Genomic DNA, 13,871 nt, shown 5'->3' on the forward strand with positions numbered 1-13,871 from the left:
CACGCGCGTTACTCGCTGTTTCCAAGCGCCTGAACGAGGACCCTTTTCATGCCAGACATTACCCTGACCACCTTGCAGAGCCTCAAGCTCAAAGGTGAAAAAATCACCATGCTGACCTGCTACGACGCCACCTTCGCCCACGCCTGCTGCCAGGCCGGAGTCGAAGTGTTACTGGTGGGCGACTCCCTGGGCATGGTTCTGCAAGGGCATGACAGCACCCTGCCTGTGACCACCGATGAACTGGCCTACCACACGGCCAGCGTCAAACGCGGCAACGATGGCGCATTCATCATTGCCGACCTGCCGTTCATGGATTACGCCACCGTCGAACAGACCTTTCACAACGCCGGCAAGCTGATGCGTGCCGGTGCACATATGGTCAAGGTCGAAGGTGCCGTCTGGCTCGCCGAGTCGATCCGCCTGCTGGCCGAACGCGGCGTGCCGGTGTGCGCCCATATGGGCCTGACGCCACAGTCGGTGAACATCCTCGGCGGCTACAAGGTTCAGGGCCGCAACGAAGCCCAGGCGCGCCAGATGCGCGCCGATGCCATCGCCCTGGAACAGGCCGGCGTGGCGATGATCCTGCTTGAATGCGTGCCGAGCGAACTGGCGGCGGAAATCACCCAAGCCGTTAAAGTGCCAGTCATCGGTATCGGCGCCGGCTCGGCCACCGATGGCCAGGTGCTGGTGCTGCACGACATGCTCGGCCTGTCGATCAGCGGCCGCGTACCGAAGTTCGTGAAGAACTTCATGACCGGCCAAGACAGCATCCACGCGGCATTGAGCGCTTACGTCGCCGAAGTCAAAGGCGTGACCTTCCCAGGCGCCGAACACGGATTCTCTGCATGAACACCGTAAAAACCCTACGCGAACTGCGCGCCGCTGTGACCCACGCGCGCAACGCCGGCAAACGCATCGGTTTTGTGCCGACCATGGGCAACCTGCACAGCGGCCACGCGACACTGGTGACCAAGGCTGCGCAACAATCGGACTTTGTCGTCGCCAGCATCTTCGTCAACCCGCTGCAATTCGGCGCGGGTGAAGACCTGGACAAATACCCGCGCACCCTGGCCGCCGACCAGGAGAAACTCCTGCAAGCCGGTTGCAACCTGCTGTTCGCACCCTCCGTCGACGAGATGTACCCCGGCGGCATGAGCGGCCAGACCCGCGTCAGCGTCCCGCTGCTGTCGGAGGGCCTGTGCGGCGCCAGTCGCCCCGGGCACTTCGAAGGCGTGGCGACAGTGGTGAGCAAGCTGTTCAACATGGTCCAGCCGGACATCGCGGTGTTTGGCCAAAAGGACTACCAGCAGTTGGCAGTGATCCGCGCCATGGTGCATGACCTGAATATGCCGATCCAGATCATCGGCGAGCCCACCGTGCGCGCCGAGGATGGCCTCGCGCTGTCGTCGCGCAACGGTTACCTCAGCGACGAACAACGCGCCATCGCGCCGGTGCTGTACCGCAGCCTCAGCCAGATTGCCGCGGCCATCCAAGCCGGTGACCACGACTTCGCCAAGCTGCGTGCCGAACACATCCGGCAGATCGAAGCCGCCGGGCTGCGCATCGATTACCTCGAAGTGCACCAAGGCGTGCACCTGCGCCCGGCAACGCCTGAAGACCGTGATGTCGTCATCCTCGTTGCGGCCTATCTGGGCGCCACCCGCCTCATCGACAACCTGCATCTGAACCTCGACTGACCCCCGCCTGTTGCCCTCCTCTCTGTGCCGGTATAAAAAAGTACCGGCCATAGCGCAGACAAAGCCAAGACATATTCACACGCTAGGTTTAATGTAATCGCCCTGCGCTCTTGGTTAGCGCTGTCCGGAGTCCGCCGCTTGATGAGAGGCAGGACGTTCCGGGCTTAGAAGTGTCCTAAAGGCAGTCCCCGTAATAAAAGGAAACCCGCAGCGATGGCGTACTACCGCACTCCTCACGACGTTACCGCTCTGCCCGCCTGGCAAGCGCTCAATCAACACCGCCAAGCCATGCAGGATTTCAGCATGCGCGACGCGTTCAATGCCGATCCCCAGCGTTTTTCCCAATTCACCTTGAGCAGCTGCGGACTTTTCCTCGATTACTCGAAAAACCTGATCACCAGCGAAACCCGTGACCTGCTGGTGGCTCTGGCGAAGGAAGTCGACCTCAAGGCCGCGATCAACTCGCTGTACGCTGGCGAACCGGTCAACTCATCCGAAGGCCGCCCTGCCCTGCACACCGCCCTGCGCCGCCCGGTGGGTGACAAGCTGTCGGTCAACGGCGTGAACATCATGCCGGACGTGCACAAGGTGCTGAACCAGATGACTGACCTGGTCGGCCGCATCCACGACGGCCTGTGGCGTGGCTACACCGAGAAGCCGATCACCGACGTGGTGAACATCGGTATCGGTGGCTCGTTCCTCGGCCCGGAGCTGGTCTCCGAAGCGCTGTTGTCCTACGCCCACAAAGGCGTGCGCTGCCACTACCTGGCGAACATCGACGGCAGCGAGTTCCACGAGCTGACCATGAAGCTGCGCGCCGAGACCACACTGTTCATCGTCTCGTCGAAATCCTTCAACACCCTTGAAACCCTGAAAAACGCCCAGGCCGCCCGCGCCTGGTACTTGGCCCAGGGGGGGTCGGAAGCCGAGCTGTTCCGCCACTTCATCGCCGTATCGAGCAACAACGCCGCGGCCGTGGCGTTCGGTATCCGCGAAGAAAACATCTTCCCGATGTGGGACTGGGTCGGTGGCCGCTACTCGCTGTGGTCGGCCATCGGCTTGCCAATCGCCCTGGCCATCGGCATGTCCAACTTCAAGGAACTGCTGTCCGGTGCCTACACCATGGACCAGCATTTCCAGAACGCGCCGTTCGAAGCCAACATGCCGGTACTGTTGGGCCTGCTGGGCGTGTGGTACGGCAACTTCTGGGGCGCGCAGAGCCATGCGATCCTGCCGTACGACCACTACCTGCGTAACATCACCAAGCACTTGCAACAACTGGACATGGAATCCAACGGCAAGAGCGTGCGCCAGGACGGCACTCCGGTGTCCACCGATACCGGTCCGGTGATCTGGGGCGGCGTAGGCTGCAACGGCCAGCACGCTTACCACCAGTTGCTGCACCAAGGGACCCAACTGATCCCGGCCGACTTCATCGTGCCGATTGTCAGCTTCAACCCCGTGTCGGACCACCATCAGTGGCTATACGCCAACTGCCTGTCCCAGAGCCAGGCGCTGATGCTCGGCAAGACCCGCAGCGAGGCCGAGGCCGAACTGCGCGACAAGGGCATCGCCGAAGAAGACGTGCAGAAGCTGGCACCGCACAAGGTGATCCCGGGCAACCGTCCGAGCAACACCCTGGTGGTGGAACGCATCAGCCCGCGTCGTCTGGGCGCACTGGTGGCGATGTATGAACACAAGGTGTTCGTGCAGAGCGTCATCTGGGGCATCAACGCCTTTGACCAATGGGGTGTGGAACTGGGTAAAGAGCTGGGCAAGGGCGTCTACAACCGCCTGACCGGCACTGAAGAAGCCGTGGCGGATGACGCCTCGACCCAGGGTCTGATCAACTACTTCCGCGGTCGTCACCGCGGCTGATCCGGCCACTCCAGGGCCAACGTCCGTTTGGACGTTGGCCTTGAACCCTCCCCCCACAGCGTGCATCTTTATGACTTGTGCCAAAAACAAGAATAAGGACCGCTCATGTTCGATATCAGCACGTTCCCCAGCGCCGATGCCGTCCGCCGCGCTGCGCAACTCAGTCAAGAGGACTATCAGCGCCTCTACCGCCAATCCATCGAGCAACCGGATACCTTCTGGGCCGAACAGGCCAAGGGCTTTCTGGACTGGATCACGCCCTGGCATAACGTTCAGCAATCAGACATCCACACGGGCGCTGCCCAATGGTTCGCGGGCGGGCAACTGAACGTCAGCTACAACTGCATCGACCGTCATCTGGCGCAACGCGCTGAGCAAACCGCCTTCATCTGGGAAGGTGATGATCCGACAAAGTCCTCGAAAATCACCTACCGCCAATTGCACCAAAACGTCAGTCGCCTGGCCAATGTGCTGAAAGGCCGTGGCGTGAAGAAAGGTGATCGGGTGTGCATCTACATGCCGATGATCCCGGAAGCGGCCTACGCCATGCTGGCCTGCACGCGTATTGGCGCGGTGCACTCGGTGGTATTTGGGGGCTTTTCGCCGGACGCCCTGCGCGACCGGATCCTGGATGCCGACTGCCGCACGGTGATCACCGCCGACGAAGGGGTACGCGGCGGCAAGCCGGTGGCGCTGAAACAGAATGTCGACAAAGCCCTGGCCAACTGCCCGAACGTCAGCACCGTATTGGTAGTGGAACGCACCGGTGCGACCGTGAACTGGAGCGAAGGCCGCGACCTCAAGTATCAACAGGCGCTGGACGCCGCAAGCGCCGACTGCCCACCCGAGCCGATGGACGCCGAAGACCCGCTCTTCATCCTCTACACCTCCGGCAGCACCGGCAAACCCAAAGGCGTGCTGCACACCACCGGCGGCTATCTGCTGCAAGCGGCAATGACCTTCAAGTACGTGCTCGACTACCGGGACGGCGAAGTGTTCTGGTGCACCGCCGACGTGGGCTGGGTCACCGGCCACAGCTACATCGTGTACGGCCCGCTGGCCAATGGCGCGACGTCGCTGATGTTCGAGGGCGTGCCGAGCTACCCGGACAGTTCGCGGTTCTGGCAGGTGATCGACAAGCACAAGGTCAATATCTTCTACACCGCGCCGACGGCCCTGCGTGCCTTGATGCGCGAGGGCCACGGCCCGCTGGAAAACACCTCGCGCGCCAGCCTGCGCTTGCTCGGCAGCGTCGGCGAGCCGATCAACCCCGAAGCGTGGGACTGGTACTTCAATGCCGTCGGCGAGCAGCGCTGTCCGATCGTCGACACCTGGTGGCAGACCGAGACCGGCGGCATCATGCTCAGCCCGCTGGTGAGCGCGCAGCGGATCAAGCCCGGTTGCGCCACGCAACCGATGTTTGGCGTACAACCGGTGTTGCTGGATGAGCACGGCAAGGTGTTTGCCGGCGCCGGCAGTGGCGTACTGGCGATCAAGGCGAGTTGGCCGGGGCAGATCCGCAGCGTCTACGGCGACCCCCAGCGGATGATCGACACCTATTTCAAACCCTACCCCGGCTACTACTTCACCGGCGACGGCGCGCGACGCGACGAGGACGGCGATTACTGGATCACCGGGCGCATCGACGATGTGATCAACGTCTCCGGCCACCGCATCGGCACCGCCGAGGTGGAAAGTGCCCTGGTCCTGCATGACCTGGTGGCCGAGGCCGCCGTGGTGGGCTACCCCCATGATGTCAAAGGCCAGGGCATCTACGCCTTTGTCACGCCGATGAATGGCGTAGCGCCCGACGATGCGCTAAAAAAACACCTGCTGGACTTGGTCAGTAAGGAAATCGGCAGCTTTGCCAAGCCGGAACTGATCCAATGGGCACCCGCGTTGCCGAAGACCCGTTCCGGCAAAATCATGCGCAGGATCTTGCGCAAGATCGCCTGCAACGAACTGGGCAGCCTCGGTGATACTTCCACCCTGGCCGATCCCAGCGTTGTCGACGGCCTGATCGAAAAACGCCTGAACCGATAGGAAACCCAGCGTCGCCATGGAATTTATCCGCAGCCGTATCGAAACCCAATTGATGAGCCTCACAGGGCTCTCACTGGGCCAGCTGGACCTGGAAAACCCCAAGGGCGACCCAGGCCTGTTCGGACCGAGTTCGGTCAGTTGGCAAGTGCATGGCGACTTCAGCAGCATGTTGATCGGCGGCATCAGCGCCTTGATGTTGCAGGCCCTGCACCCGCTGGCCCTGGCTGGGGTGTGGGATCACTCGAACTTTCGCGAGGACATGCTCGGGCGTTTGCGGCGCACCTCGCAGTTCATCTCCGGCACGACCTTTGGCTCGCGCAAGGACGCGCAGTGGCTGATCGAAAAAGTGCGCACCATTCACCTGCAAGTGGTTGGCCATGCGCCGGACGGCCGACCTTATGCAGCTAGCGATCCGGAACTGCTCACCTGGGTGCATGTGGCCGAGGTCAGCAACTTCCTCGCCGCTCACCTGCGCTATCGCAACCCGCTGCTCTCGGGTCGGGACCAGGACCGTTACTACAGCGAGATCGCCTTGGTCGCCGAACAACTGGGCGCGCGGCATGTTCCGCGTTCGCGGCAGGAAGTTTCGGATTACCTGGCACGTATCCGCCCGCAACTACTGTGCGACGCGCGCAGTCGTGAAGTGTTGCGCCTGCTGCTCAATGCCCCGGCACCCAGCACGATGGCCAAGCCGTTTGGAGCCTTGATGATGCAGGCCGGCATCGACCTGCTGCCAGACTGGGCCAGCGCCATGCTCGATCAACACCAGAGCCCGCTGCAACGCCAGATGATCCGGGGCGCGGTCAAACGCAGCGCGCCGTTGCTGCGCTGGGCGATGCGCAACGGTTCGGTACAACGGGCGCATCGGCGGATGGGGTTGATGTAGGCGAGGCTTTATAACTGTTAAACTCCGCGCCCACATTTACCCCCATTACTTAAGCAAGGCGCGCTCCATGTCTCCCTTGAATCAGGCGCTGCGCGCCGCCCTCGATCATCGCCAAGACCTGATCAACGAGCTGCACGCCCAGGGCACCGACTGCTATCGCTTGTTCCATGGCAGCCAGGAAGGCGCCGGCGGCCTGACCATCGACCGTTATGGCCCGCAACTGCTGGTGCAGAGCTTCCATCAGTCACTGCATACCGAGGAGTTGCTGGACCTGCACCAGTTGATCAACCAGTACATGGGCCTGGAATTGCTGCTGGTGTACAACGACCGTTCCCGTGGCAACTCGCGGGTCGACCGTGAAGACACGGTGTACCGCGCCGAGCCGGCGGCACTGGAAGATCTGGTCGGCCATGAATGGGGGCTCAATTACCGCGTACGCGGACGGCATGCCGGGCAGGACCCGCTGCTGTTCCTCGACCTGCGCAACACCCGCGGCTGGGTCAAGAACCATAGCGCCGGCAAAAGCGTGCTGAACCTGTTCGCCTACACCTGTGGCGTCGGCCTGAGCGCTGCGGCCGGCGGGGCGCGGGAGGTGTGCAACCTGGACTTCGCCGAGGGCAACCTGGCGGTCGGCCGCGAGAACGGCCTGCTGAACCCGCAGTTGCCGACCATGGAGTTCGTGCAGTCCGACTACTTCCCGGCGATTCGCCAACTGGCCGGCCTGCCAATCACCCAGCGCCGCGGCCAGAAACTGCCGAGTTATCCACGCCTGGAGCAGCGCCAGTATGACTTGGTGTTGCTCGACCCTCCGGCCTGGGCCAAGAGCGCATTCGGCACCGTCGACCTGTTGCGCGACTACCAAAGCCTGCTCAAGCCCGCACTGCTCGCCACGGCCGACAACGGTGTACTGATTTGCTGCAACAACCTGGCGAAGGTCAGCATGGATGACTGGCGCGAACAGGTACTGCGTTGCGCAGAAAAAGCCGGACGTGCGGTACGCGACTGGCAAATCATGACGCCGGGGGCGGATTTTCCTTCACAAGACCAGCAGCCACCCCTGAAAACATTGATACTCCAGCTGTAGGACGCTTCCCAAAGCCCTCGTTCTTCGGAACCGAAAACCCGTGCCATACTCCAAGGCACTCCTGTTTGACATAGATGGCGCCGCCCCATGCACAAAGGATTGATTCGCGCCGTTGGCGCCTTGTTGACCGCCCTTGCCCTGTACAGCCTGTTGGGCTTCTTGATTTTGCCCGGAATTGCCCTGCGGATTGCCAACCAGCAACTGGCGAATTACGCCACGGTGCCGGCGCGAATCGAACGGATCGAACTCAACCCCTTCAGCCTCGAGCTGACCGTCTGGGGCCTCAAGATCGGCGACCCCGGCAAGGAGCAGGTGGGTTTCGAGCGCCTCTACGCCAACCTGCAGGTCGACAGCCTGTGGACCCGCGCGCTGCACTTGGCCGATGTGCAACTGGACAAACCGAAGACTGAGTTGCTGTTCGACAAGTCCGGCCAGTTGAACCTGGCGCAACTGTTCAAAATCCCGCCGAGCGAACCAACTCCGACCGACCCGAATGCCAAACCGTTTCCTCTGCGTATCGACGGCATCAAGCTGGCCGGCGGCTATGTGCACTTTGAGGACTTGCGCCCCAGCGAGCCCATCGAATTCCTCTACGACAAGCTCGACTTCGAGCTGAAGAACCTCAGCACCCTGCCCGAAGACAATGCCGACATGACGCTCGTCGCGGCAGGCCCGGCAGGCGGGCAAATCGATTGGAAAGGCAACTTCAGCCTGGTGCCAATCACGTCCCAGGGCACACTGAAAGTCACCGACGGCAAGATGAAGGCTTGGTGGCCCTACGTGCGCGATGCCCTGCCGCTGGTGCTTGAAGACGGCGTGCTCAACTTCAGCACCGAGTATAAATTCAGCCTGGCCAAAGAGACCGAGCTGAACCTGACCAACACCTCCGCCAGCATCGCACCGTTTGCCATCAAGGCACCGGATGGCCGCCCCCTGGTGCGCCTGGAGCGCCTGGACGTCAGCGAAACCACCGTGGACCTGGCCAAACAGCAGGTCGTTGTCGGCAAGATCCGCAGCAACAAGCTGGAAACCTGGGCGGCGCTGGAAGCGGATGGGCAACTGGACTGGCAGAAATTGTTCGCCAGCCAGCCGAGCAAACCAACCAAGGCGCCGGAGCCGAAAAATGCCCCCGCCACCGCCGACTCGCCAAAAGCCGAGCCCGCGGCGCCAAGCAAACCTTGGCAAGTGCTGCTCAAGGATGTGCAACTGCGTAACTATCAGGTGCACCTGGCTGACCGCCAGGCCAAGCCGGCGGTCGCACTGGAAGTCGGCCCGCTGAATGTCGATGTGCAGAACTTCGATAGCCTCAACCAGAGCCCGTTCACGCTGAAACTCGACACGGGCCTGGGCAAGCAAGGCAAGGTCCAGGCGACTGGCGAGGTCAACCTCAACCCGGTCAGCGCCAAGCTGAAAGTAAATACCCAGGACATCGACCTGCGAGTCGCCCAGTCCTATATCAGCCCGTTCATCCGCCTGGAACTGCGTAGCGGCATGCTCGGCAGCAATCTTGATGTGAACCTTAAAAGCACTGATCCTCTGAAGTTCCAGGTCACCGGCCGGGCGCAGGTGGACCAGTTGCACACCCTGGACACCCTCAAGACCCGCGACTTCCTCAAATGGCAGCGCCTGGTGCTCGAAGGCGTGAACTATCAGCACGGCGATAGCCTGTCGATCGATAAGGTCAACCTGCTGCAGCCGTATGCGCGCTTCATGATCAACGACGACCGCACCACCAACGTCGACGACTTGTTGATCCCGCAACCACCGGACAAAGGCTCGAAACCTGTCAGCAAAGAAAAGCCCCTGGGCATTCGTATCGGGCAGATTGCGATCAACGACGGTTCCGCCAACTTTGCCGACTTCAGCCTGACCCCCAACTTCGCGACCGCGATTCAACAGCTCAACGGACAAATTGGCACCATCGACAGCCGCCAGGCCAAACCGGCCAGCGTCGACATCAAGGGCAAGGTGGATCGCTACGCCCCCGTGACGATCAAGGGCAGCGTGAACCCGTTTGACCCGATGGCGGCGCTGGATATTGCAACCAGCTTCAAACGCGTAGAACTGACCACCCTCACGCCCTACTCTGGCAAGTTCGCCGGTTTCCGCATCCGCAAGGGGCGACTGAACCTCGACCTGCACTATGTGATCACCAAGGGCCAGCTGAAGGCTGAGAACAAAGTGGTGGTCGAGCAATTGCAACTGGGCGAGAAAGTCGACAGCGCCGATGCCGTGGACTTGCCGATTCGTCTGGCAATCGCGCTGCTCAAGGACTCCGACGGCAAGATTTCCATCGAACTGCCGGTGACTGGCGATCTGAATAACCCGCAGTTCAGTGTCATGCCGATTGTCTGGCAGACCCTGCGTAACCTGGTAGTGCGTGCAGCGACAGCGCCGTTTAAGTTTATCGGTGGGCTGGTAACGGGCGGCGGTTCGGAAGACCTCGGCAATGTATCGTTCGCCGCCGGTTCCAGCGAATTGGACAAGGATGCTGAAGGCGCCCTGAACACGCTGGCCAAAGCACTGAAAGAACGCCCTAGCCTGCGTCTGGAGATCGAAGGCACCGCGGCGGCCAGCAGCGACGGGCCTTTCCTTGCCGCTCAGCGACTGGAGCGCGAGTACCAGTACAACTACTACAAGATTCTTCAGCGTCGTGGAGAAAAGGTTCCCGCCCAAGCGTCATTGCTGGTGGTACCCGAGAAGGAAAAAGCACCATTACTTGAAGGCATTTACCGCACCCGCCTGAAACAGCAACCGCCAGCCGAATGGAAAGACCTGAGCAACGATGAACGTAGCGCGAAGCTTCGTGACGGGGTGATCAAGTTCTGGAGTGGCAGTGATGTACTGCTGCGCCAGCTGGGCCAAGACCGTGCCAGCACCATCAAGGACTACCTGGTGGATAAGGGACAGTTGGAAGATGACCGGGTGTACTTCATTGATGCCAACTTGGGCCAGGCCGAGAAGGATGGGCGTGTCGTCACACCGATGCACCTGGACGCGGAGTAAGCCCCTTGCAAGAGCCGGCTTGCCGGCGATGCAGCCTTGAAATCGACGACGGGTCGAGGGCCTGATCGCCGGCGCTTACAGTTAACGCCACCCACAATAGAACAGGCCCCGACACAAGTGCCGGGGCCTGTAATGACCACATCCGTGTGGTCGCTCGCATGAACTCCAGAGGTGCATCAGGTGGATGTCTAACTCACCCTAAGCCGCCGCCGTCCAGTTCAGACGAAAAGGGGTGCGTTACTCTGCTTTCAGGCCGTCGGCCGATACAGCTTTAACGCCTTTGATTTTCTTGGTGATGTTCACCGCGGTAGTTTTCTGAGCTTCAGTGACCGCGGCGGTCGAAGACAGGGACACTACGCCTTTGTTGGTTTCGACTTTGATGTCGGTGCCAGGAATGCCTTTCTCGGTCACCAGGTCAGCTTTTACTTTGGTGGTGATCCAAGTGTCCGAAGTGGACTCTTTGGCGTCAGCCGCTGCGCTTTTGGTTTTGTCGATATTGTCAGCCTTGGTAGCGCCGCCAGCCATCAGGCCGTCAGCCGAAACGGCGGTAACACCTTTGATTTTCTTGGTGATGGCTACGGCAGTGGCTTTCTGAGCGTCGGAGATCGCGACTGTCGAAGACAGGGAAACCACGCCTTTATTGGTCTCAACCTTGATGTCCGAACCAGGAATGCCTTTCTCGGTCAGCAGATCAGCTTTCACTTTGGTGGTGATCCAGGTGTCCGAGGTGGACTCTTTAGCCTTGGTCACTTCACCGGCCGCCAGGGTCATAGGGGCTTGGGAAGTCTGAGCAAAGGCTACGTTAGCACCCATGGCCAGGGTCAGAGCGGTAGCAGTAGCGAGAGCGAACTTCTTCATACGAGTAACTCCTGTTTTATTAAAAGTCTGCAGTACGTAAACCTTGATGCTGCAGCGTTAACAGGGATATTGCAGACAGTGTGCCAAGTCGCATCAGGCAATTAAAACCTTACAAAACAACGAGTTACGAAAACAGCTGTTTTTTGTAATCGTGCAACTTGCATGAAACCCCTCGCCTCTGCATGCAAGTTGCGGCTTTTGGATCTGGGTAAGCACCTGATTTCCAGGCATTTTCCTCCAGGCATAAAAAAAGGACTCCGAAGAGTCCCTTTTTTCAGCGAAAAGCCTGAGGGTGATTAAACGCCCGAAGCCTTGGCTGCTGCTACGTCCTTGATGGACAGCTTGATACGGCCGCGGTTGTCCACGTCCAGTACCAGCACTTCCACTTCCTGGCCTTCTTTCAGGATGTCGGTCACTTTCTCAACACGAGCGTCGCTCAGCATGGAGATGTGAACCAGACCGTCCTTGCCCGGCAGGATGTTGACGAATGCGCCGAAGTCGACGATGCGCTCAACCTTACCGACGTAGATCTTGCCGATCTCGGCTTCAGCGGTAATGCCCAGGACGCGCTGACGTGCTGCCTCAGCGGCTTCCTTGGTTTCGCCGAAGATCTTGATCGAGCCGTCGTCTTCGATGTCGATCGAAGCCTTGGTCTCTTCACAGATCGCACGGATAGTCGCGCCGCCTTTACCGATAACATCACGGATTTTGTCGGTGTCGATTTTCATCGCGATCATGGTCGGAGCATTTTCCGACAGTTCGGTACGGGACTGACCAATGATCTGGTTCATCTGGCCGAGGATGTTCAGGCGCGCTTCCAGGGCTTGGCCCAGGGCGATTTCCATGATCTCTTCGGTGATGCCCTTGATCTTGATGTCCATCTGCAGCGCGGTGACGCCTTTGGCGGTACCGGCTACCTTGAAGTCCATGTCGCCCAGGTGGTCTTCGTCGCCCAGGATGTCGGTCAGGATGGCGAACTTCTCGCCTTCTTTAACCAGGCCCATGGCGATACCGGCAACCGGCGCCTTCATCGGCACACCAGCATCCATCAGTGCCAGGGAAGCACCGCAGACCGAAGCCATGGAGCTGGAACCGTTGGATTCGGTAATTTCCGATACGACACGGATGGTGTACGGGAACACGTCGGCAGCCGGCAGCATGGCTGCAATCGAACGACGGGCCAGACGGCCGTGGCCGATTTCACGACGACCAGCGCCACCCATGCGACCACACTCGCCCACCGAGAACGGAGGGAAGTTGTAGTGCAGCATGAACGGGTCTTTTTTCTCGCCTTCCAGGGTGTCCAGCAGTTGTGCGTCACGGGCAGTACCCAGAGTCGCGACAACCAGGGCCTGGGTTTCACCACGGGTGAACAGCGCCGAACCGTGAGTCTTTGGCAGAACGCCGACTTCGATGTTCAGCGGACGTACGGTCTTGGTGTCGCGACCGTCGATACGTGGCTTGCCGTTGACGATGTTTTCGCGAACGGTGCGGTATTCGATTTCGCCGAAAGCCGCTTTGACATCGCTGGAGGAAGGCTGACCTTCTTCACCGGACAGCTTGGCAACGACCTGATCCTTCAACTCACCCAGGCGAGCGTAGCGGTCGGCCTTGACGGTGATGGTGTAGGCGTCGGAGATCGCAGCGCCGAACTCGGAGCGGATAGTGCTCAGCAGCTCGGTGGCTTCCGGGGCAGCAGTCCAGGTCCAGGTAGGCTTGGCGGCTTCGGCAGCCAGTTCGGTAACGGCCTTGATGACCGCCTGGAACTCGTCGTGGGCGAACAGTACGGCGCCCAGCATCTGGTCTTCGGTCAGCTCTTTGGCTTCCGATTCAACCATCAATACGGCTTCCGAGGTACCGGCAACGACCATGTCCAGGCTCGATGCTTTCTGTTGCTCGTAAGTCGGGTTCAGCAGGTAGCCGGTGCTTTCGTGGAAAGCAACGCGAGCGGCGCCGATCGGGCCGTCGAACGGAATGCCCGAGATAGCCAGGGCAGCCGAAGTACCGATCATCGCAGCGATGTCCGGATCGGTTTTCTTGCTGGTGGAAACGACGGTGCAGACAACCTGCACTTCGTTCATGAAGCCTTCTGGGAACAGCGGACGGATCGGACGGTCGATCAGTCGGGAAGTCAGGGTTTCTTTCTCGGAAGGACGGCCTTCACGCTTGAAGAAACCGCCAGGGATCTTACCGGCAGCGTAAGTCTTTTCCTGGTAGTGAACGGAAAGAGGGAAGAAGCCTTTGCTTGGGTCAGCGGTCTTGGCGCCAACAACGGTCACCAATACGGTCACGTCGTCGTCAACGGTAACCAGCACTGCGCCGGAGGCTTGACGGGCGATACGGCCTGTCTCGAGGGTAACGGTCGACTGACCGAACTGGAATTTTTTGATAACCGGGTTCACGGTGTCCTACCTTCTTT

The 13,871-nt window shown here is 60.4% G+C and carries 9 protein-coding genes; 7 read left to right on the forward strand and 2 right to left on the reverse strand.

Annotated features, from left to right (window positions below):
* Window positions 1–48 precede the first annotated feature (48 nt).
* From panB to LIY36_RS11215, 7 genes are all read left to right on the forward strand, one after another.
* Window positions 49–849: a 3-methyl-2-oxobutanoate hydroxymethyltransferase gene (gene panB, locus LIY36_RS11185; protein ID WP_226455721.1), complete on the forward strand. Its 801-nt coding sequence runs from the start codon at window positions 49–51 to the stop codon at window positions 847–849.
* The gene (gene panC / locus LIY36_RS11190) at window positions 846–1,697 is read left to right on the forward strand and encodes a pantoate--beta-alanine ligase (protein ID WP_226455722.1); all 852 of its coding nucleotides are present in this window, start codon (window positions 846–848) and stop codon (window positions 1,695–1,697) included. Before panB ends, panC begins: the two co-directional genes overlap by 4 nt.
* A 213-nt stretch (window positions 1,698–1,910) precedes the next feature.
* Entirely contained in the window at window positions 1,911–3,575 is a 1,665-nt protein-coding gene (pgi, locus tag LIY36_RS11195; protein ID WP_226455723.1) for a glucose-6-phosphate isomerase, read from the forward strand.
* 105 nt (window positions 3,576–3,680) lie between these two features.
* Entirely contained in the window at window positions 3,681–5,618 is a 1,938-nt protein-coding gene (gene acs / locus LIY36_RS11200; RefSeq protein ID WP_226455724.1) for an acetate--CoA ligase, read from the forward strand.
* A 16-nt stretch (window positions 5,619–5,634) separates the two neighbouring features.
* Window positions 5,635–6,504 (forward strand): oxygenase MpaB family protein, encoded by an 870-nt coding sequence (locus LIY36_RS11205; protein WP_226455725.1) that lies wholly within the window; start codon window positions 5,635–5,637, stop codon window positions 6,502–6,504.
* Window positions 6,505–6,571: 67 nt separating this feature from the next.
* Window positions 6,572–7,588, forward strand: a complete 1,017-nt coding sequence (locus LIY36_RS11210; RefSeq protein ID WP_192298913.1) for a class I SAM-dependent rRNA methyltransferase — start codon at window positions 6,572–6,574, stop codon at window positions 7,586–7,588.
* An 87-nt stretch (window positions 7,589–7,675) separates the two neighbouring features.
* Complete coding sequence (locus LIY36_RS11215; protein WP_226455726.1) at window positions 7,676–10,594, forward strand: DUF748 domain-containing protein; 2,919 nt, start codon at window positions 7,676–7,678, stop codon at window positions 10,592–10,594.
* 237 nt (window positions 10,595–10,831) lie between these two features.
* On the opposite strand, the gene LIY36_RS11220 is transcribed toward LIY36_RS11215, so the two are convergent.
* Both LIY36_RS11220 and pnp read right to left on the reverse strand, forming a co-directional pair.
* On the reverse strand, window positions 10,832–11,452 hold the full coding sequence (locus LIY36_RS11220) for a BON domain-containing protein (protein ID WP_192298915.1): 621 nt from the start codon (window positions 11,450–11,452) through the stop codon (window positions 10,832–10,834).
* Window positions 11,453–11,748: 296 nt separating this feature from the next.
* Window positions 11,749–13,854: a polyribonucleotide nucleotidyltransferase gene (gene pnp / locus LIY36_RS11225; RefSeq protein WP_192298916.1), complete on the reverse strand. Its 2,106-nt coding sequence runs from the start codon at window positions 13,852–13,854 to the stop codon at window positions 11,749–11,751.
* Window positions 13,855–13,871 lie beyond the last annotated feature (17 nt).

It is taken from the genome of Pseudomonas sp. AF03-9 (genome assembly GCF_020515815.1).
Lineage (GTDB): Bacteria > Pseudomonadota > Gammaproteobacteria > Pseudomonadales > Pseudomonadaceae > Aquipseudomonas.